The sequence below is a fragment of the Streptomyces sp. TSRI0107 genome, from assembly GCF_001905845.1.
Taxonomy (GTDB): Bacteria; Actinomycetota; Actinomycetes; order Streptomycetales; family Streptomycetaceae; genus Streptomyces.
On sequence record NZ_LIVZ01000009.1, the window covers coordinates 103,872 to 123,948 of the forward strand.

General features: G+C 70.9%; 17 protein-coding genes and 1 tRNA gene. 5 read left to right on the forward strand and 13 right to left on the reverse strand.

Annotated elements, in window-relative coordinates; genetic code table 11:
* The first annotated feature begins 18 nt into the window (after positions 1-18).
* The 3 genes from AMK31_RS24715 (at position 19) to AMK31_RS24725 (ending at position 3,910) form a co-directional block, all read left to right on the forward strand.
* Complete coding sequence (locus AMK31_RS24715; RefSeq protein WP_073942830.1) at positions 19-819, forward strand: DsbA family protein; 801 nt, start codon at positions 19-21, stop codon at positions 817-819.
* Between the two features lie 97 nt (positions 820-916).
* Positions 917-2,575 carry an alkaline phosphatase D family protein gene (locus AMK31_RS24720; RefSeq protein WP_073942831.1) on the forward strand — a complete coding sequence of 553 codons (1,659 nt, stop codon included), beginning with the start codon at positions 917-919 and terminating at the stop codon, positions 2,573-2,575.
* Between the two features lie 330 nt (positions 2,576-2,905).
* Positions 2,906-3,910, forward strand: a complete 1,005-nt coding sequence (locus AMK31_RS24725; protein ID WP_073942832.1) for a zinc metalloprotease — start codon at positions 2,906-2,908, stop codon at positions 3,908-3,910.
* Positions 3,911-3,915: 5 nt separating this feature from the next.
* Here AMK31_RS24725 and AMK31_RS24730 read toward each other — a convergent pair whose 3' ends face one another.
* Positions 3,916-4,488: a dienelactone hydrolase family protein gene (locus tag AMK31_RS24730; protein WP_073942833.1), complete on the reverse strand. Its 573-nt coding sequence runs from the start codon at positions 4,486-4,488 to the stop codon at positions 3,916-3,918.
* Positions 4,489-4,596: 108 nt separating this feature from the next.
* Between AMK31_RS24730 and AMK31_RS24735 the strand changes: the two genes are divergently transcribed.
* A complete protein-coding gene (locus AMK31_RS24735) occupies positions 4,597-5,721 on the forward strand; it encodes a mechanosensitive ion channel family protein (RefSeq protein WP_073942834.1) in 1,125 nt (374 codons plus the stop codon).
* A gap of 7 nt (positions 5,722-5,728) precedes the next feature.
* Here AMK31_RS24735 and AMK31_RS24740 read toward each other — a convergent pair whose 3' ends face one another.
* The 5 genes from AMK31_RS24740 to AMK31_RS42175 form a co-directional block, all read right to left on the reverse strand.
* Positions 5,729-7,315, reverse strand: a complete 1,587-nt coding sequence (locus tag AMK31_RS24740; protein ID WP_073942835.1) for a Na+/H+ antiporter — start codon at positions 7,313-7,315, stop codon at positions 5,729-5,731.
* A gap of 58 nt (positions 7,316-7,373) precedes the next feature.
* Positions 7,374-7,844, reverse strand: coding sequence for a GNAT family N-acetyltransferase (locus AMK31_RS24745; RefSeq protein ID WP_073942836.1), 471 nt, complete (start codon positions 7,842-7,844; stop codon positions 7,374-7,376).
* Positions 7,841-8,785, reverse strand: coding sequence for an RluA family pseudouridine synthase (locus AMK31_RS24750; RefSeq protein WP_073942837.1), 945 nt, complete (start codon positions 8,783-8,785; stop codon positions 7,841-7,843). The genes AMK31_RS24745 and AMK31_RS24750 overlap by 4 nt, the downstream gene beginning before the upstream one ends.
* A gap of 43 nt (positions 8,786-8,828) precedes the next feature.
* Entirely contained in the window at positions 8,829-9,449 is a 621-nt protein-coding gene (gene lspA / locus AMK31_RS24755; protein ID WP_073942838.1) for a signal peptidase II, read from the reverse strand.
* 61 nt (positions 9,450-9,510) lie between these two features.
* Positions 9,511-11,034: a TraR/DksA C4-type zinc finger protein gene (locus AMK31_RS42175; protein ID WP_073942839.1), complete on the reverse strand. Its 1,524-nt coding sequence runs from the start codon at positions 11,032-11,034 to the stop codon at positions 9,511-9,513.
* A gap of 590 nt (positions 11,035-11,624) precedes the next feature.
* Here AMK31_RS42175 and ileS point away from each other — a divergent pair.
* A complete protein-coding gene (gene ileS / locus AMK31_RS24770; RefSeq protein WP_073942840.1) occupies positions 11,625-14,765 on the forward strand; it encodes an isoleucine--tRNA ligase in 3,141 nt (1,046 codons plus the stop codon).
* A 102-nt stretch (positions 14,766-14,867) separates the two neighbouring features.
* Here the strand turns inward: ileS and AMK31_RS24775 are convergent.
* The 7 genes from AMK31_RS24775 to ftsZ all read right to left on the reverse strand — a co-directional run bounded on the left by AMK31_RS24775 (position 14,868) and on the right by ftsZ (position 20,017).
* Positions 14,868-14,941: transfer RNA gene (locus tag AMK31_RS24775), tRNA-Ala, on the reverse strand.
* A gap of 90 nt (positions 14,942-15,031) precedes the next feature.
* On the reverse strand, positions 15,032-16,180 hold the full coding sequence (locus tag AMK31_RS24780) for a DivIVA domain-containing protein (RefSeq protein WP_073942841.1): 1,149 nt from the start codon (positions 16,178-16,180) through the stop codon (positions 15,032-15,034).
* A 52-nt stretch (positions 16,181-16,232) separates the two neighbouring features.
* The gene (locus tag AMK31_RS24785) at positions 16,233-16,517 is read right to left on the reverse strand and encodes a YggT family protein (RefSeq protein WP_016435858.1); all 285 of its coding nucleotides are present in this window, start codon (positions 16,515-16,517) and stop codon (positions 16,233-16,235) included.
* A 75-nt stretch (positions 16,518-16,592) separates the two neighbouring features.
* Positions 16,593-17,234 (reverse strand): cell division protein SepF, encoded by a 642-nt coding sequence (locus AMK31_RS24790; RefSeq protein WP_073942842.1) that lies wholly within the window; start codon positions 17,232-17,234, stop codon positions 16,593-16,595.
* A 129-nt stretch (positions 17,235-17,363) separates the two neighbouring features.
* Positions 17,364-18,083, reverse strand: coding sequence for a YggS family pyridoxal phosphate-dependent enzyme (locus AMK31_RS24795; protein ID WP_073942843.1), 720 nt, complete (start codon positions 18,081-18,083; stop codon positions 17,364-17,366).
* 6 nt (positions 18,084-18,089) lie between these two features.
* Entirely contained in the window at positions 18,090-18,818 is a 729-nt protein-coding gene (pgeF, locus tag AMK31_RS24800) for a peptidoglycan editing factor PgeF (RefSeq protein ID WP_073942844.1), read from the reverse strand.
* Positions 18,815-20,017 carry a cell division protein FtsZ gene (gene ftsZ / locus AMK31_RS24805; protein ID WP_073942845.1) on the reverse strand — a complete coding sequence of 401 codons (1,203 nt, stop codon included), beginning with the start codon at positions 20,015-20,017 and terminating at the stop codon, positions 18,815-18,817. The genes pgeF and ftsZ overlap by 4 nt, the downstream gene beginning before the upstream one ends.
* Positions 20,018-20,077: the final 60 nt, after the last annotated feature.

Below are 20,077 nucleotides of genomic sequence, written 5' to 3' on the forward strand. Positions count from 1 at the left end.
TTCAGGGAGAACACGAACATGAGCAAGCGGAACAGCCAGGCGGCGAAGACGGCGGCCCGGGAGCGGCTGCGCCAGGAGCGCGAGCGGCAGGCCAAGCGGGAGAAGACCAGGCGGCAGCTGATCGTCGCCGGGTCCATGGTCGCGGTGCTGGCGCTGGCCGGCGGCATCGGCTACGCGGTCGTGCAGACCAACCAGCCCTCGGCGTGGGAGGCGGCCGCCGACGCCAAGGTCGTCGCCCCGGCCAACACCTCCGGCAAGAACGGCACCACGATCCTCGTCGGCGACTCCAAGACCGACAACGTCGTCCACCTCTACGAGGACCCGCGCTGCCCGGCCTGCGCCTCCTTCGAGCAGACCATCGGCGAGACCGTCAACAAGGGCATGGAGGACGGCGACTACAAGCTCTCCTTCACCCTCGGCACCTTCCTCGACGGCAACCTCGGCGGTGAGGGCTCCAAGAACGCGCTGAGCGCGCTGGGCGCCGCGCTGAACGTGAGCACCGACGCGTTCCTCGACTACAAGGCCGCGCTGTACTCGGCGGAGTACCACCCCGCGGAGACCACCGACGAGCTGGCCGAGGACGACTACCTGATCAAGGTGGCGAACACGGTCGACGCTCTGAAGGGCAACAAGAAGTTCCAGGACGCGGTCGAGAAGGGCACCTACGACGCCTGGGCGATGAAGATGAGCGACTCCTTCGACAAGACGGAGGACGTCAAGTCGACCCCGACCATCAAGATCAACGACAAGGTCATCACCAACCCCGAGACCGTCGACCAGTGGAAGGCGGCGCTCAAGGACGCGGGCGTCACGAAGTAACGCCGGATACAAGTGCGGGCGAACTCTTGATCGGTTCGCCCGCTCTTCATGTCCGTTGCCTTACCAAGCCCCTTACCGATCAGTAATCTGATCGGCCGTGACCAGTCGTAACAGATCCCACACCGCCGCCAACCCGCCCGCCCCGCGCCGCCGTACGGTCGTCAAGGCCGCCGCGGCCGGGGCCGTTCTCGCGGCCCCGCTGGCCGTCCCCGCCCCGGCGCTCGCCGCCGAGGCCCCCGCCTTCCTGCACGGCGTCGCCTCCGGCGACCCGCTGCCGGACGGCATCCTGCTCTGGACCCGGGTGACGCCCACCCCGGAGGCCGTCCCCGGCTCGGGGCTCGGCCCCGATGTCGAGGTGCGCTGGACCGTCGCCCTGGACAAGGCGTTCACGAACGTCGTCGCCAAGGGCTCCGTCACCGCCACCGCCGCCTCCGACCACACCGTCAAGGCCGACGTACGCGGCCTCTCGCCCGCCACCGACTACTGGTTCCGCTTCTCGGCCGGCGCCACCGACTCCCCCGCCGCCCGCACCCGCACCGCCCCGGCCGCCTCCGCCGCGGTCGCGAACCTGCGCTTCGGCGTGGTCTCGTGCGCCAACTGGGAGGCCGGGTACTTCTCCGCGTACCGCCATCTCGCCGGCCGCGGCGACCTGGACGCCTGGCTGCACCTCGGCGACTACATCTACGAGTACGGCACCGGCGAGTACGGCACGCGCGGCACGGTCGTCCGGCCGCACGTCCCCGCCCACGAGATCCTGACCCTCGCCGACTACCGTGCCCGGCACGGCCGCTACAAGACCGACCCGGACCTCCAGGCGCTGCACGCCGTGGCCCCGGTCGTCGCCATCTGGGACGACCACGAGATCGCCAACGACACCTGGTCCGGCGGCGCCGAGAACCACACCGAGGGCGCCGAGGGCAGCTGGGCGGCGCGCCAGGCCGCCGCCAAGCGGGCCTACTTCGAGTGGATGCCGGTCCGCCCGGCGATCGCGGGCACCACCTACCGCCGGCTGCGCTTCGGCAAGCTCGTCGATCTCTCCCTGCTCGATCTGCGCTCCTTCCGTTCCCAGCAGGTGTCCGTGGGCGACGGCGGGGTCGACGACCCGGAGCGGACCCTCACCGGGCGGGCCCAACTGGACTGGCTGAAGGCGGGACTGGCCTCCTCCGACACCACCTGGCGGCTGGTCGGCAACTCGGTGATGATCGCGCCGTTCGCCGTCGGCTCGCTCTCCGCCGACCTGCTGAAGCCGCTGGCGAAGCTGCTGGGCCTGCCGCAGGAGGGCCTCGCCATCAACCCCGACCAGTGGGACGGCTACACCGACGACCGCCGGGAACTGCTGGCCCATCTGCGGGCGAACGCCATCCGCAACACCGTCTTCCTCACCGGCGACATCCACATGGCGTGGGCCAACGACGTGCCGGTGAACGCCGGTACGTACCCGCTGTCGGCCTCGGCCGCCACGGAGTTCGTGGTCACCTCGGTCACCTCCGACAACCTCGACGACCTGGTGAAGGTGCCGGAGGGCACCGTCTCCGCGGTCGCCGCCCCGGCGATCCGGGCCGCCAACCGGCATGTCCACTGGGTCGACACCGACCGGCACGGCTACGGCGTCCTGGACATCACCGCCGACCGTGCGCAGATGGACTACTACGTCCTGTCCGACCGCACCGAGGCGGACGCGACCGCGTCCTGGGCCCGCTCGTACCGGACCCGCAGCGGCACGCAGAAGGTGGAGCGCACGTACGACCCGGTGTGACAGCCACACCTGAGGGGTCATTTTCAGCCAAGAACAGCAGCACGGTGAGCTGTTAAGGCGAGATCACAGCATCCTTCTCCTCGCTACGGCGGGTGGTGCGGGCCATGGCTCGAATCCGGACACACCACCCGCCTGGTAACGGCCTTCGTTACGTCGAGATCTCAAACCTCGGACAGGCCGTCAGTTCATCTCCTCAATTCTCCCTGTTTGCCGGGAATTTGATTGGGCCTGATCGCTCCTCTTCCCGTCTGAGCATGTCCACGTAATCTCCGGGCGGCGGCCAGGAAGACCCCTGCGCCCCCTTCCCCACCGCATCCGCTAGGAGCCAGCATGCGTGCGCTTGCCCGGATATCTCCCTCGACGCGCAGACGTGTTCTCGCCACCGCCGTCGTGGCCGGAACCCTGATGCTCACCCCCCTGTCGGCACCCACGGGCGTCGCGGCGGCCGGCACCCTCGCCGCCGCCGACTGCGTCGAGGACACCCACGCGGACACCCACGCGAACGCTCCGGCCACGGCCCGCGAGGCCCGCCCCGGGTCCGGCGAGCACGCCGCCGAGCCCAACGCGGTGAGCGCGGCGAAGGCCCAGGCCATGGAGGCCGACCTGCGCAAGAAGCTCGACAAGCTGCCGGGCAACGGCCGCAGCCTGTCGGCCACGGCCACCATCCCCGTGTACTTCCACGTCGTCCACGACGGCGCCGCCGGGCAGCTCGACCCGGCCGACATCAGCGCCCAGATGAACGTGCTCAACGCGGCGTTCGGCGGCCAGGGCACCGGCAACGTCGACTCCGGCTTCCAGTTCTCGCTGGCCGGCACCGACTACACGGACAACGCCGCCTGGTACAACGTCTCCTCCGGCTCGGCGGAGGAGAAGGCGATGAAGTCCGCCCTGCGCAAGGGCGGCGCGAACGCGCTGAACATCTACACCGCCAACCTCGGCGGCGGCCTGCTCGGCTGGGCCACCTTCCCCAGCTCCTACAAGTCCAGCCCGTCCATGGACGGCGTCGTCCTGCTGGACGCCTCGCTGCCCGGCGGCTCGGCCGCGAACTACGACGAGGGCGACACCGCCACCCACGAGGTCGGCCACTGGCTCGGGCTGTACCACACCTTCCAGGGCGGCTGTAACGGCAACGGCGACTACGTCGACGACACCGCGGCCGAGAAGAGCCCGGCCTACGAGTGCCCCGAGGGCCGCGACACCTGCACCCGCAAGGCGGGCGCCGACCCGATCCACAACTTCATGGACTACACGTACGACGCCTGCATGTACCAGTTCACCTCCGGCCAGGTGACGCGCATGCAGCAGAGCTGGGCGGCCTACCGCGCCGCCGGCTGAACCGGCTAGCCGAGCGAGTCGAGGAAGCCGAGCGCCACCCGCCAGGTGGCCTCGGCCGCCTCCGCGTCGTAGTCCGGCAGGCCGGGGTCGGTGTACAGGTGACCGGCCCCGGCGTACCGGTAGACCTCCACGTCCGCGCCCGCGCGGCGCATCTGCAGATACCAGGAGCTGAGCCAGTCGTCCGTCTCGAACGGGTCGGGCTCGGCGACGTGCAGCTGCACCGGCAGGTCGTCCACCGCCGCGTTCGGCGCGATGTCCGAGGTGCCGTGCAGGAGCAGCAGCCCCTTGGCCTTCTCGTCGCCCAGCGCGAGGGTCTGCGCGATCGAGGCGCCGAGGGAGAACCCGGCGTAGACGAGGCCTCTCTCCGAGTAGGGCGCGGCGGCCAGCACGGCCCGCTTCAGCAGCTCGTCCTTGCCGATCTCCTCGTTGGCGGCCATGCCCTCCTCGACCGTGTCGAACGTGCGCCCCTCGAAGAGGTCCGGCGTCCACACCTCGTGCCCGGCGGCGCGCAGCCGGTCCGCCGCGGCACGCACCGCGGGCCTGAGGCCATAGGTCGAGTGGAAGAGCATGATGTTCATGAGGCCAATGGTGCCAGCCGGGTGTGACACAGCGGGTCCGGGGCAGTACCCGCAACCGCCCCGGATTCACATGTTCAGGCCCGGCCATGGCCGGTTACGTTCGAGGACATGGAGAACGTACTCCGCCCACTGATCGTGGTCGGCGGCGCCGTGCTGCTCACTCTGGTGATCGGCTGGGCCACCGACCTGCTGCTGCGCAGGGCCGACGGACGGCAGAGCGAAACCCCGCTGTGGGGTCTGCTGCGCCGCGGCCGTGTCCCCTACCAGCTCCTGCTGTGCGCCGCCCTGCTGAGAGGGTCGTACGACGAGGCCCAGCTGTTCCAGGACCACCGCGTCGGGATCGGCCGCACCCTGACGGTCGTGCTGATCGGCTCGGCCGCCTGGCTGGTGATCCGGATCGCGGCGGCCGTCGTCGAGACGTCGTACACCCGCTACGCCAGCTCCCGCGCCCACCGCGACCCCGCGCGGGTCCGCCGGGTGCGCACCCAGGTGACGCTCATCATGCGGGTGGTGTCGGCGGTCGTCGGGGTGGTGGCGGTGGCGGCGATGCTGCTGACGTTCCCCGCGTTCCGCGCGGCGGGCGCCTCGCTGCTGGCCTCGGCGGGCATCCTCGGCATCGTCGCCGGTGTCGCGGCACAGTCCACGCTGAGCAACATGTTCGCGGGGTTCCAGATCGCGTTCGGCGACATGGTGCGCATCGGGGACACCGTCGTCGTGGACGGCGAGTGGGGCACCGTCGAGGAGATCACGCTGACCTATCTGACGGTGCGGACCTGGGACGAGCGCCGGATCACCATGCCGGTGTCGTACTTCACGTCCAAGCCGTTCGAGAACTGGTCGCGCGGCACTCCGCAGATGACCGGCGTCGTCTACTGGCAGCTGGACCACTCCGCGCCGGTCGACGAGATGCGCGACAAGCTCCGCGACATCCTGCGCGAGTGCCCGGCCTGGGACGGACGGGCCTACGACCTGTCCGTCACCGACACCACGCCGAACACCATGGAGGTGCGGGCGCTGATGACGGCGAAGGACGCCGACGACGTCTGGACGGTCCGGGTCACGGTCCGCGAGCGCATGATCGGCTGGCTGGTCCGCGAGCACCCGTACGCGCTGCCCCGGGTCAACACGGCCGACGCGCTGCTGCCGCCGCACCGGCCGCCGGCCCCCCGCCGCTCGCCCGACGGCTTCCCGAACCGGCGGGCCGTGGAGACTCCGAGGGCGGACCGGGGCTGAGCCGCGCTCAGCGCAGGCTGCGCACGTCCAGCTGGCGCAGCACCCTGTCCACCACCTCGGGGTCCGCCCCGGGCTCGCTGCGCGCCGCCAGGACCTCGTGCCGGGCGGCGCTCAGCAGCTCCCCCTCGATGCGGCGCACCCGCTGCAGCCGCCGCACCCGCTTCGCGTGCGCCTCCAGCCGCTCCTCCTCGCCCATCTCCGGGCTGATCCGCACCCCGATCTCGAAGGCCCGCCGCAGCATCCGCTCCGACAGCTCGTCCGGCAGCTCCTCGACCGACTCGATCTCCCGCAGCCGCCGCTTGGCCGCCTTGGCCGCCCGGATGGCCAGCGCCTTCTCGAACTCCTTCTCCCGCTCGGTGTCGGCCTGCACGCCGAGCCGCTTCACCAGCCACGGCAGGGTCAGTCCCTGGAGCACCAGCGTCACCATGATCACGCCGAACGCGATGAAGACGATCTCGTCCCGGTCGGGGAACGGCGAGCCGTCGTCGGTCCGCAGCGGAATGGCCAGCGCCAGCGCCACCGATGCCACGCCCCGCATCCCCGACCACCACATGACGACCGTCTCCCGCCAGCTCATCGGGATGTCCTCGTCGTAGTCGCGCCGCGCGTGCAGCCGTTTGGTGAGCCAGGTCGCGGGCAGCAGCCACAGCAGCCGTACGAGGACGACGACCCCGGCGATCGCGAGGGCCCAGCCCAGCATCTCGCCCCAGCGCCCGGACGCGGTGCGGACCGCGTTGTGCAGTTCGAGCCCGATCAGGCCGAAGGCGACCCCGGTGACGAGGGTGTCGACGATGTCCCAGAAGGTGTGCCCGGCGAGCCGGGTCATCACGTCGTCGGCGTCCGTCGCGTACTCGGAGATGAACAGCGCGGTGGTCAGCACGGCCAGCACACCGGAGCCGTGCAGCTCCTCGGCGAGCACGTAGGAGGCGTACGGCACCAGCAGGGTGAGCCCGATCTGCAGGGTCGCGTCGCCGAGCAGGTCCATCAGCTTGTTGGCGCCCCAGCCGAGGACGAGCCCCACGGCGACCGCGACCACGGCGGAAAGCACCAGGTCGAGCCCGGCGCCCCAGGGCGAGAAGGTGCCGCTGACCACGGCGGCGATCGCCACGTGGTAGAGCACGATGGCCGTCACGTCGTTGAACAGCCCCTCGCCCTCCAGGATCGACACCAGCCGGCGCGGCAGCCCCAGCTGCCCGGCGACGGCGGTCGCGGCGACCGGGTCGGGCGGCGCGACCAGCGCGCCGAGCGCCAGGGCGGCGGCGATCGGCAGCCCCGGCACGATGGCGTGGGCGACCCCGGCGACGCAGAACATGGTGACGAACACCAGCGCCACGGCGAGCAGGAAGATCGGCCGTTTGTTCGCCGTGAACTGCCGCCAGGAGGTCCGCCGTACGGCCGCGTAGAGCAGCGGCGGCAGCAGCAGCGGCAGGATCAGATCCGGCGGGACCTCGACGTTCGGCACGAACGGGAGCAGCGCCAGCGCGACGCCCAGCAGGGTCATCAGCACCGGCGACGGCAGTCCCAGCCGGTCCCCGACCGGCACGCTCACCACGGCCCCGAGCAACAGGACGAACAACAGGGCCAACTGGTCCACGCTCAGCGCTCCGACGGTCTAGGCGATCACAACCCCCGGCCCCAGCCTGCCACGCGCGCTACAGAACGCGGCGCATCCCCTGGTGCGGGATCCCGGCCTCCAGGTACTCCGGTCCGTAGGCCTCGTACCCCAGCCGCTCGTAGAAACCCAGCGCGTGCGTCTGCGCGTGCAGGTCCACCACCGCGAGCCCGCGCGCGCGTGCCGCGTCCTCGATGGCCCGCACCAGCACCGCGCCGAGGCCCAGCCCCCGCGCGTCCTTGGCGACCGCCAGCCGTCCCAGGGAACCCACGGACGGGTCGCCGCCGGTGCGCTCCTTCGCGCTCTCGCCGTACAGCAGCCGCCCGGTGCCCAGCGGGGTGCCGTCCTCGCGCACGGCGAGGACATGCAGCGCCACCGCGTCGAACTCGTCGTACTCCAGGTCCTCCGGTACGCCCTGCTCGGCGACGAAGACCTCCTTGCGCACCGCGAAGCACGCCTCGCGGTCGGCGGCCTCCACCGCGACGCGGACCGCGTACGACGGCGAGGTCATCCGTAGGTCTCCTCACGGACCCGGTCCAGCGCCTGCTGAAGGTCCTCGGGGTAGTCGCAGGCGAACTCGGCCCACTCGCCGCTGCCCGGGTGCTCGAAGCCGAGGCGGACGGCGTGCAGCCACTGGCGGGTCAGCCCCAGCCGCTTGGCGAGCGTCGGGTCGGCGCCGTAGGTCAGGTCGCCGACGCAGGGGTGGCGGTGCGCGGACATGTGGACGCGGATCTGATGGGTGCGGCCCGTCTCCAGCTTCACGTCGAGCAGGGAGGCCGCGCGGAACGCCTCGATCAGGTCGTAGTGCGTGACCGAGGGCTTGCCCTCGGCGGTGACCGCCCACTTGTAGTCGTGGTTCGGGTGGCGGCCGATGGGCGCGTCGATGGTGCCGCTGGTCGGGTCCGGATGGCCCTGGACCAGGGTGTGGTAGCGCTTGTCGACCGTGCGCTCCTTGAACTGGCGCTTCAGCGACGTGTACGCGTACTCCGACTTCGCCACGACCATCAGGCCGGAGGTGCCGACGTCGAGGCGGTGCACGATGCCCTGGCGCTCGGCGGCGCCGGAGGTGGAGATCCGGTAGCCGGCCGCGGCGAGGCCGCCGATGACCGTCGGACCGGTCCAGCCGGGGCTGGGGTGGGCGGCCACGCCCACCGGCTTGACGATGACGACCACGTCGTCGTCGTCGTGCACGATCTCCATGCCCTCGACCGGCTCGGCCACCACCTGCACCGGCGCGGCGGCCTGCGGCATCTCGACCTCCAGCCAGGCGCCGCCGCGCACCCGCTCGGACTTGCCGACGACCGTGCCGTCGACCAGCACCTTGCCCGCCGCGGCCAGCTCCGCGGCCTTCGTACGGGAGAAGCCGAACATGCGGGAGATGGCGGCGTCGACGCGCTCGCCCTCCAGGCCGTCCGGCACGGGCAGGGTACGGATCTCGGGAATCGTGCTCACCCGTCGAGTATGCCGGACGGGTCCGGCGACCCTGCACGCGCGTTCAGTCCTTGTGGACGGTCCCGTCCGGGTCGAGGCCCTTGAACGACAGCAGCACGATCAGGATGCCGCCGCACACGATCGCCGAGTCGGCGAGGTTGAAGACCGCGAAGTGCTTGGGCGCGATGAAGTCCACCACCGCGCCCTCGAAGACGCCCGGCGAGCGGAAGATCCGGTCGGTGAGGTTGCCCAGCGCGCCACCCAGCAGCATGCCGAGCGCGATCGCCCAGGGCAGGCTGTAGAGCTTGCGGGCGAGGCGGGCGATGACCACGATCACGGCCGCCGCGATCACCGTGAAGATCACGGTGAAGGCCTCGCCGAACCCGAAGGCCGCGCCCGCGTTGCGGATCGCCTCGAACCGCAGCCAGTCGCCGATGATCTCGATCGGCTCCTGGTGCTCCAGCTTCTCGACCACGATTATCTTGCTGACCAGGTCGAGGACGTAGGCGAAGGCGGCGACCGCGAACAGCACGGCGATCCGCCGCTTGCCCCGCGGCCGCGCGGGAGCGTCCCCGGCCTCGGACCCGCCGTCGCCGGTCCCCTCGACGTCCGGCCGCTCCGGTCCCTCGGCCCGCGCCGCGTCCGAATCGTCCGGCGTACCGATGATGCGTTCCGCCTCTGCCACGTGAGTCCCTCAACTTAGGTACCTGACTGAGGACGAGGGTACGGCACGCCCTCGGCGCCGATCAGTACCGGCGTTCCTGCTTCTGCTTGCACTCCACACAGAGGGTTGCCCGCGGGAAGGCCTGCATGCGTGCCTTTCCGATCGGGTTGCCGCAGTTCTCGCACAGGCCGTAGGTGCCGGCGTCCAGGCGGTGCAGGGCGCGCTCGGTCTGGTCGAGCATCTCGCGGGCGTTGGCGGCGAGCGCCAGCTCGTGCTCGCGGGTGATGTTCTTGCTGCCGGTGTCCGCCTCGTCGTGGCCCGCGCCATCCCCTGGGTCCCGCATCAGGCCGGCCAGGGACGCCTCGGAGGCGGCGATCTCGGCGCCCAGCCGCTCCAGCTCGCCGGTCAGCTCCGCGCGGGCCTCCTCGACCTCCTCCGCGGTCCAGGGGTCCTCACCGGGGCGCACCGCCAGCTCGCCGGGCTCCGCCGCGGCGACGCGTGCCTTGGGAACGGCGGTCTGGGCCGCCGCGGCCGTGCCAGGAGTCTTCTTCGCAACCACCGTCGTGGCTCCCGTCTGCTCCGCGGCCTCAGCCGCGCCCGCCTTCTTGGCCCTGCTCTTCCCGCCCGCACTCCGGGCGACGCCCAGGCTCTTGACGCCCGCGCCCTCCGCCGCCCCTCCGGCGGCGACATCCTCGTCGGCGACGGCCTTGTCGGCGACGGTCCGCTTGGCGGCGGTCCTCTTGGCCGCTCGCTTCTCAGGGCCCGTCTCACCAGCGACACCCTTTGGGGCAACCGCTTCATCGGACACCCCGGCACCGGCCGCCACCTTCCCGGAGGCCGACCGCCTGGCAGCCGGCTTCTTGGTCGCCGCCTGCTCAGCCGCCGTCTCACCGGCGCCTGTCTTGCCGGCGGCAGTCTTCTTGACGGCCGACTTCCTGGCGGCCTGCTTCTTCGCCGCCGCCTTCTCCCCGGCAGCCGCCTGAGGAACCGCCGTCCTTCCCACCTGCTCCTGCGCAGCCGGGGTCTTCTTCACGGCGGCCTTCTTGACCGAGGCCTTCTCCACCGCGGCCTCCGTCGCGGTCTCCCTCGCCGCGCTCTTCTTGACGGCGGCTTCCTTGGCGACCGCTTCCTCGGCCCTACCGTGCCTGGCCGCCTTCGCGCCGGAGCCCGGCTCCTTGGCAGCCGACTCCTTGGGGGCCTGCCCCTCGGGAGCCGACTTCTTCGCAGCTGTCTTCTTCCCCGGCGACTTCTTGCCCGCGGTCCTATCGGCCGCAGTCTTCCTGGCCCCCGCCTTCTTCCCGGCCGTAACCCCCGTCCCGGCCTTCGTCTGCGCCACAGCCGCCGAATCCGCGCCCGCCACCGCCGTCCGCGCGGCCCCGGCATCCGCCCCCACCCGCGCCCTCACGCCCGCGGCTCCCGCCCCCGAGACCGTCTCCCCCCGCACCGCCCTCACAGACTTCACCGCACGCTTCGCCGCCCCCTCCCCCCGCGTGCCCTTCTTCCCGCTCGCGTCCTTGGCCGTACCCGCGGCGGCGTCGGCGCCGGCGCCGGTGCGTGTGGGCCGGCCGGACGCCGACTGCTGTACGGCGGTCTTCTTCGCCACCATGGCCGCGGCCCCTTCACATATTGTGATCTTGCTCGCGAATCGTGCTGGGACGATAAATCGACTCGAGTCCCGCGGCAACGGGGCACGCCGCCCGATTCGCCCGCCCCGCGCCCCCCGCGCGTCCGGCATGCATGCGTTGTGCCCAGCTCCCCGCGTGGTAATCCGCCGAGCCGGACATCCCCGGATCCGGGCCCGCACACCTGACCATTCGGGTCATCCCGCACCCGGTCCGCCCCGCGCCCGTAAACCGGTCGGCCGCTGTCCGTGCGGCGCCGTACACTGGGCGGAGCGAAAAGCGTGGATGGGGACGAGTAGCGGCGTACGCAGCCCAGAGCGACCCGGGGACGGTGGAAGCCCGGGGGCGAGCGCGACGTGAAGATCACCCCGGAGCCGTCGGAAGAAAGCCGCAGCCAGCGAGCCGCGGCGAGTAGAACCGGCATCGCGACCCCAATGAGGGGGCTCACCGAGGCACGACCTGCCCCGGAGGGCCAAGGAGGGTGGTACCGCGGGAGCGCGCCGAAGGCGGCGTAAGGAAAGACGTAGCTCTCGTCCCTCCGACGGAAGGCAGCAAGTCCGCCGGAGGAAGATCGATGACGACGTACCGCCAGGTGCCCGCACAGGTCGACCTGCCCGCCCTTGAGCACGCCGTGCTCGACTTCTGGCGCGAGCAGAAGATCTTTGCCAAGAGCCTGGAGCAGTCCCAGGGCCGCCCCGAATGGGTGTTCTACGAGGGCCCGCCCACCGCCAACGGCATGCCCGGCGCTCACCACATCGAGGCGCGCGTCTTCAAGGATGTCTTCCCCCGCTTCCGCACCATGCGCGGCTACCACGTGGCCCGCAAGGCGGGCTGGGACTGCCACGGCCTCCCCGTCGAGCTGGCGGTCGAGAAGGAGCTGGGCTTCAGCGGCAAGCAGGACATCGAGGCGTTCGGCATCGCCGAGTTCAACGCCAAGTGCCGCGAGTCCGTGACCCGCCACACCGACGCCTTCGCCGACCTGACGACCCGCATGGGCTACTGGGTCGACCTCGACGACGCCTACCGCACGATGGACCCCGAGTACATCGAGTCGGTGTGGTGGTCGCTCAAGGAGATCTTCGACAAGGGGCTCCTGGTCCAGGACCACCGCGTGGCCCCCTGGTGCCCCCGCTGCGGCACCGGCCTGTCCGACCACGAGCTGGCGCAGGGCTACGAGACGGTCGTCGACCCGTCGGTCTACGTCCGCTTCCCGCTGACCTCCGGCCCGCTGGCCGGCGAGGCCGCGCTGCTGGTCTGGACGACCACTCCGTGGACCCTGGTCTCCAACACCGCCGTGGCCGCCCACCCCGAGGTCACCTACGTCGTCGTCACCGACGGCGAGGAGAGGCTGGTCGTCGCCGAGCCGCTGGTCGCCAAGGCCCTCGGCGAGGGCTGGGAGCTCACCGGCCAGTCCTTCACGGGCGCCGAGATGGAGCGCTGGACGTACCAGCGCCCGTTCGAGCTGGTCGACTTCCCGGCCGAGGCCCACTTCGTGGTCAACGCCGACTACGTCACCACCGAGGACGGCACGGGTCTGGTCCACCAGTCCCCCGCCTTCGGTGAGGACGACCTCAAGGTCTGCCGTGCGTACGGCCTGCCCGTGGTCAACCCGGTCCGCCCGGACGGCACCTTCGAGGAGGAGGTCCCGCTGGTCGGCGGCGTCTTCTTCAAGAAGGCCGACGAGAAGCTCACCGAGGACCTCGGCGCCCGCGGCCTGCTCTTCAAGCACCTGCCGTACGAGCACAGCTACCCGCACTGCTGGCGCTGCCACACCGCGCTGCTCTACTACGCGCAGCCGTCCTGGTACATCCGCACGACGGCCGTCAAGGACCGCCTGCTCCAGGAGAACGAGAAGACCAACTGGTTCCCGGACACGGTCAAGCACGGCCGGTTCGGCGACTGGCTGAACAACAACATCGACTGGGCGCTGTCCCGCAACCGCTACTGGGGCACCCCGCTGCCGATCTGGCGCTGCGAGGAGGGCCACCTCACCTGCGTCGGCTCCCGCGCGGAGCTGACCGAGCTGACCGGCACCGACCAGTCCGGCCTCGACCCGCACCGCCCGTTCATCGACGACGTCACGTTCACCTGCACCCACGAGGGCTGCTCCCTCGACGCGGTGCGCGTGCCGGAGGTCATCGACGCCTGGTACGACTCGGGCTCGATGCCGTTCGCGCAGTGGGGCTACCCGTACAAGAACAAGGAGCTGTTCGAGAGCCGGTACCCGGCGCAGTTCATCTCCGAGGCCATCGACCAGACCCGCGGCTGGTTCTACACGCTGATGGCGGTCGGCACGCTCGTCTTCGACAAGTCGTCGTACGAGAACGTGGTCTGCCTCGGCCACATCCTCGCCGAGGACGGCCGGAAGATGTCCAAGCACCTGGGCAACATCCTCCAGCCGATCCCGCTCATGGACCAGCACGGCGCGGACGCGGTCCGCTGGTTCATGGCGGCCGGCGGCTCCCCGTGGGCGGCACGCCGCGTGGGCCACGGCACCATCCAGGAGGTCGTCCGCAAGACGCTCCTCACGTACTGGAACACGGTCGCCTTCCAGGCCCTGTACGCGCGTACGTCCAACTGGGCGCCCTCCGAGGCCGACCCGGCCCCGGCCGACCGCCCGGTGCTGGACCGCTGGCTGCTGTCCGAGCTGCACGCGCTGACCGACCAGGTGACCCAGTCCCTGGAGGCGTACGACACCCAGCGCGCCGGCAAGCTGCTGTCCGCGTTCGTCGACGACCTGTCGAACTGGTACGTCCGCCGCTCGCGGCGCCGCTTCTGGCAGGGCGACAAGGCCGCGCTGCGCACCCTGCACGAGGTCGTCGAGACGGTCACCAAGCTGATGGCCCCGCTGACCCCGTTCATCACCGAGCGGGTCTGGCAGGACCTGATCGTCCCGGTCACCCCGGGCGCGCCGGAGTCGGTGCACCTGGCGTCCTGGCCGGAGGCGGACCTCGGCGCCATCGACCCGGAGCTGTCGAGGCAGATGGTGCTGGTGCGCCGCCTGGTGGAGCTGGGCCGGGCCACCCGCGCGGAATCCGGCGTCAAGACGCGTCAGCCGCTCAGCCGCGCGCTGATCGCGGCGACCGGCTTCGAGACGCTGGACCGCGAGCTGCACACCCAGATCACCGAGGAGCTGAACGTCGAGTCGCTGGCGTCGCTCTCCGATGTCGGCGGCTCCCTGGTCGACACGACCGCCAAGGCCAACTTCCGTGCCCTGGGCAAGCGGTTCGGCAAGCGGGTCCAGGACGTCGCCAAGGCCATCGCGAACGCCGACGCGGCCGCGCTGTCGCTGGCCCTGCGCGAGGGCACCGCCTCCGTGGAGGTCGACGGCGAGACGATCACCCTGGCCCCGGACGAGGTGATCATCACCGAGACCCCGCGCGAGGGCTGGTCGGTGGCGTCCGACGCGGGTGCCACGGTCGCCCTGGACCTGGAGATCACCGAGGAGCTGCGGCAGGCGGGGCTCGCCCGTGACGCGATCCGGCTGATCCAGGAGGCCCGCAAGAACAGCGGCCTGGACGTGGCGGACCGGATCGCGCTGCGCTGGACGGCCACGGACCCGGCGGTCGTCGCTGCCCTGTCCGAGCACTCCGGGCTGATCGCGGACGAGGTGCTGGCCACGGACTTCGCCCAGGGTGAGGCGGACGACTCCGGTTACGGCGAGCCGTTCACCGACGAGGGCCTGTCCCTGACGTTCCGCCTGCGCAAGGCGTAACGCGCCAGGCGTGCGACACGAAGGCCCGGCCCCCCTGCGAAGGGGAGCCGGGCCTTTTGCGCCGCACGTCGTCACAGGTCACGGAAAGGGCGACGGGCAGACCGGGGCGGGCCGGATTCGAACCGGCGTCATCCTCGATGCCATCGAGGCGCGACTACCTCTGCGCTACGCGCCCCCGCACACCCTATGCGAAAGGGCGGGGCCCCGGATCGGAATCCGGGGCCCCGCCCTGAACGCTGCCGACTGCTACGCCGTACTACGAACCGTCAGTTGTCGTCCTCGTCGATGAGGAACCCACGCATCGGCGAGGGGGCCTGGCCCATCGGCGACGGGCCCTGCGGCCGCACCGGAGCCATCGGCTGGGTCATCGCCGGGGACATCTGCTGCTGACCGCCGTAGGACGGAGCGGACGGGCTCGGCGCACCCCCCATCGACTGGTTGCCGCCGTACGACGGGGCGCTCGCGCCGGCCGGCGCCATGGAGGGCGACGGGGACGGCGGGAGGGACGCGGCCGCCGGGGTCCGCGGCGGGGCGAGGGAGTCGTCGGCCTGGGTCTCCAGCTGGCGCAGCTGCGACTCCAGGTACGACTTCAGTCGCGTGCGGTACTCGCGCTCGAAGCCGCGCAGGTCCTCGACCTTGCGCTCCAGCGTGGCGCGGGCGGACTCCAGGGAGCCCATCGCGACACGGTGCTTCTCCTGCGCGTCCCGCTCCAGGGCGTCGGCCTTGGCACGGGCGTCACGCTCCAGACCCTCGGCACGCGAACGAGCCTCGCCGACGATCTTGTTGGCCTCGGAACGGGCCTCGGCGATCGCCTGGTCGGCCGTCTGCTGGGCCAGCGACAGGACACGGGCGGCGCTGTCGCCACCGGGACCCTGACCGGGGCCGCCCATCGGACCGCCCATGGGGCCGCCCATCGGACCCGGGCCCATCTGGCCCTGCATCGGGCCCTGGCCCATCGGACCCTGACCCATCGGGCCGGGACCCTGCGGACCCTGACCGCCGGGACCGGCGGGCAGCTGCGGGGCACCGCTCGGCAGCTGGGGCGGACCACCCATGGGGCCACCCATCTGCTGCTGCGGCGGGCCCGATATGCCGGCGGGTACCGGAGCGCCCGGACCTCGCATGCCCTGCTGCGGCATGCCGCCCTGCTGGGGCATACCCTGCTGCGGCATACCCTGCTGCGGCTGCTGCTGGTCCTGCGGTTCCTGCGGCTTGCGCATGTTCTGCTGGTTCTGCGCGGCGGCACGCGTGGCGGCGGCCAGCTTGGCGCGCAGATCCTCGTTCTCGCGGAGCAGACGGGTCAGTTCGGCTTCGACCTCGTCGAGGAAGGCATCGACCTCGTCCTCGTCATAGCCTTCTCGGAGGCGGACGGTCGTGAACTGCTTGTTCCGCACATCCTCGGGGGTCAACGGCATCTCTTCACCTCAACGTAGTCGTCGGCATCGGCAAGACGGTAGGTCACATCGCTCACAGCCGGCTCACGATCGAGATCAGGATGTAGACGATGATCATCAGTACGAAGAAGGACAGGTCGAGCGCCACGCCCCCGAGACGCAGCGGCGGAATGAACCGCCGCAGAAGCTTGAGCGGTGGATCAGTGACAGTGTAGGTGGCCTCCAGAACGACCACCATCGCCTTGCCGGGTTGCCATGAGCGGGCGAACTGGAAGACGTAGTCCATGACCAACCGGAAGATGAGCACGATGAGGAAGCACATCAGCGCGATGTAGATGACATCCAGGACCACGCTCATGACCCGTGCTTCCCTCTCCCCTGTTTCCCGTGCTGTGTGGGTACTGCTTTGTACCGCGTTTTCCGGTCGTGCGTCTCAGCTCTGGTTGAAGAACCCGCCCTCTGCGATGCGGGCCTTGTCCTCCGCCGTGACATCGACGTTAGCAGGCGACAACAGGAACACCTTCTGCGTCACCCGCTCGATGCTGCCGTGAAGACCAAACACCAAACCCGCCGCAAAGTCGACAAGTCGCTTCGCATCTGTGTCATCCATCTCAGTCAGATTCATGATCACCGGGGTGCCCTCACGGAAGTGTTCCCCGATGGTACGGGCCTCGTTGTAGGTCCGCGGGTGAAGCGTGGTGATCCGGTAAGGCTCTCGTTCCGACACGACCTTGGGCATGATCACCGGTGCGTTCTTCTCCAGACTTGAGCGTTCTTGTGTGATGGACGCCACGGGCGCGATGCGCGCGGGGCGCCCGGATTCCGCGGGTAGCGAAGCCGAATGGGACACCGGCTCCCGAGGGGCCGGCGGATGTACCACTCTTACCGATTCGTCCCTTTGGGGCTGATGCGAACCATGAGACTGGTGGGACGGTTCGTGCCGTCGGTGATCCCGCTCGGGCTCCGGGTCCAGTTCGGGCTCGAAGTCGTCATCGGGGTCGAATCCCCGGCCGTCGTACCCATCGTCCTCCACGAGGCCGAGGTAGACCGCCATCTTGCGCATCGCGCCGGCCATGCTCTGAGTCCTCCGCTCTGTGGTGGATCGACTGACGACTGCCAAGTGCCCGCGATCCACGAGGTCGTTGCGCCCGCCCTTCGACGGTAATGACCATATTTTCTGCTGTGGTCCGACTTCTTGGCGACGTTACCCGAGCCTGGGGCGGACTCCGAGTACCGCGCTGCCGACGCGCACATGTGTCGCTCCGGCGGCCACGGCCTGCTCGAGGTCCGCACTCATCCCCGCGGAGACCATGTTGGCAGCCGGATGGGCTCGGCGCAGGTCGGTCGACAAATCCATCAACCGCTCGAAGACCGCCTGTTGGCGCCCGGCGTACTCGCCGGTGAGCGGTGCCACGGTCATCAGTCCGTCGAGCCGCAGCCCCGCCGAGGCGGCGACCAGACCGGCCAACTCCTCGATCCCCTCGGGCGCCACGCCGCCCCGCTCGCCCCGGCCGCTCGCGCCCGCGTCGAACGCGACCTGGAGCAGGCACCCGATCTCCCGTTCGGCCCGTACGGCCTCCCGGGACAGGGCCGTCACGAGCTTGGCGCGGTCGACGGACTGCACCACGTCCGCGTAACCGACCACGGAACGGACTTTGTTGGTCTGCAACTGGCCGACGAAGTGCCAGGAAAGGGGCAGATCCGAGCATTCCGCGGCCTTCGGTGCCGCATCCTGGTCGCGGTTCTCGGCGACATGACGCACACCGAGTTCCGACAGGATCCGCACATCGCTCGCGGGGTAGGTCTTGGTGACCACGATCAGGGTCACCTCTTCACGCTTGCGCCCGGCCGCCACGCAGGCCGCGGTGATGCGGTCCTCGACCCGCGCCAGGTTTGCGGCGAGTTCGCCCTTACGGTCCGTCATGCCCCATCAGTCCAGCCAGACATAGCCCGCCAGCCGACCGGTGGTGCGGTCGCGGCGGTAGGAGAAGTGGTCCTGCGACTCCAGCGTGCACACCGGCGACTGCTCCCGGTCGTGCACCCCGAGCCGTTCGAGCTGCGCGTGCACCCCGGCGGCCACATCGACCGCCGGCGTGCCCCAGCTCGTCTCGGCGTACGCCCCCGGCTCCACGGCGGCCACCTCGGCGCGCATCGCCTCCGGCACCTCATAGCACCGGCCGCAGACGGCGGGTCCGGTGCGGGCGACGATCCGGGAGGGATCGGCGCCGAGCCTCACCATGGCCGCCACGGCGGCGGGAACGATCCCGGCGACCATGCCGGGCCGGCCCGCGTGGGCCGCGGACACCACACCGGCCACCGGATCGGCCAGCAGGACCGGGACGCAGTCCGCCGTGAGCACGGCGAGCGCGATGCCGCGCCCGGCGGTCACCAGCCCGTCGACCTGGGGGACGTGCTCGACGTTCCACGGCCCGTCGACCACGGCCACCTCGTTGCCGTGCACCTGGTTCATCCAGACGACCAGGCGGGGGTGAAGTCCGAGCGACTTCGCCACCAGCTCCCGGTTGGCCCGTACGGCGTCGGGGTCGTCGCCGACCGCGCCGCCGAGGTTGAGCTCCTCATACGGAGCGGCGCTCACCCCGCCCCACCGGTCGGTGAAGGCGAAGTGCGCGCCGCTCACGTGTCCGTGCTGTCCTATCACTTGAGGAAGTCCGGGACGTCCAGTTCCTCGGCCGCGCTGTCCGTGTAGGTCCGCGGCGCCGGCGGGACCGGCGGGGCGACCGGGATGTCGGCGACCGGCTCCGGGGCGGGCTCCGGCTCCTCCTTCGGCGTGACGCTGCCGAGCGAGCCGAAGGACGGGCGGCTCTCCGGCTGCCGTACCGGAGCGGGCTCCTCGCGGCGGGCCGGGGCGGAGGAGGCCGATCCGAGGACGTTGTCCCGGCGGGCGGGCGGCTGGCCGCCGTCGAAGCCTGCCGCGATCACGGTGACCCGGACCTCGTCGCCGAGGGCGTCGTCGATGACCGCGCCGAAGATGATGTTGGCCTCGGGGTGGGCGGCCTCGCTCACCAGCTGGGCGGCCTCGTTGATCTCGAACAGACCGAGGTCGGAGCCGCCGGAGATGGAGAGCAGCACGCCGCGGGCGCCGTCGATGGACGCCTCCAGCAGCGGCGAGGAGATCGCCATCTCGGCCGCGGCCACCGCGCGGTCGTCGCCGCGGGCCGAGCCGATGCCCATGAGGGCGGAACCGGCCTCGGACATGACCGACTTGACGTCGGCGAAGTCGAGGTTGATCAGGCCGGGGGTGGTGATGAGGTCGGTGATGCCCTGAACACCGGAGAGCAGGACCTGGTCCGCCGACTTGAAGGCGTCGAGGACCGAGACCTGGCGGTCCGAGATGGACAGCAGCCGGTCGTTCGGGATGACGATGAGGGTGTCGACCTCTTCGCGGAGCTCGGCGATGCCGTCCTCGGCCTGGTTCGCGCGGCGCCGTCCCTCGAAGGTGAACGGGCGCGTGACCACGCCGATGGTGAGCGCGCCGAGGGAGCGTGCGATGTTGGCCACGACGGGCGCGCCGCCGGTGCCGGTGCCGCCGCCTTCACCGGCCGTCACGAAGACCATGTCGGCCCCCTTGAGGACCTCCTCGATCTCCTCGCGGTGGTCCTCGGCGGCCTTGCGGCCGACGGCCGGGTTGGCTCCGGCGCCGAGTCCGCGGGTGAGTTCGCGGCCGACGTCGAGCTTGACGTCGGCGTCGCTCATCAACAGAGCTTGCGCGTCGGTGTTGATGGCGATGAACTCGACGCCCTTGAGACCGACCTCGATCATCCGGTTGATGGCATTGACACCACCGCCGCCGACACCGATGACTTTGATGACTGCGAGGTAGTTCTGCGGTGCTGCCACGTCGAAGGCCTCTCGCCTCGAGTTACGTGTCGCCGCCTCGCGGGTGCGCCGCGGTCCGAC

Coding starts and splice junctions, on each gene's coding strand:
- AMK31_RS24715 (WP_073942830.1), top strand. CDS start 19: ATGAGCAAGCGGAACAGCCAGGCGGCGAAGACGGCGGCCCGGGAGCGG.
- AMK31_RS24745 (WP_073942836.1), bottom strand. CDS start 7,844: ATGACCTCGCCGTCGTACGCGGTCCGCGTCGCGGTGGAGGCCGCCGAC.
- AMK31_RS42175 (WP_073942839.1), bottom strand. CDS start 11,034: ATGGTGGCGAAGAAGACCGCCGTACAGCAGTCGGCGTCCGGCCGGCCC.
- AMK31_RS24735 (WP_073942834.1), top strand. CDS start 4,597: ATGGAGAACGTACTCCGCCCACTGATCGTGGTCGGCGGCGCCGTGCTG.
- AMK31_RS24795 (WP_073942843.1), bottom strand. CDS start 18,083: ATGACGGACCGTAAGGGCGAACTCGCCGCAAACCTGGCGCGGGTCGAG.
- AMK31_RS24780 (WP_073942841.1), bottom strand. CDS start 16,180: ATGCCGTTGACCCCCGAGGATGTGCGGAACAAGCAGTTCACGACCGTC.
- AMK31_RS24730 (WP_073942833.1), bottom strand. CDS start 4,488: ATGAACATCATGCTCTTCCACTCGACCTATGGCCTCAGGCCCGCGGTG.
- AMK31_RS24725 (WP_073942832.1), top strand. CDS start 2,906: ATGCGTGCGCTTGCCCGGATATCTCCCTCGACGCGCAGACGTGTTCTC.
- ileS (WP_073942840.1), top strand. CDS start 11,625: ATGACGACGTACCGCCAGGTGCCCGCACAGGTCGACCTGCCCGCCCTT.
- AMK31_RS24790 (WP_073942842.1), bottom strand. CDS start 17,234: ATGGCCGGCGCGATGCGCAAGATGGCGGTCTACCTCGGCCTCGTGGAG.
- AMK31_RS24785 (WP_016435858.1), bottom strand. CDS start 16,517: ATGAGCGTGGTCCTGGATGTCATCTACATCGCGCTGATGTGCTTCCTC.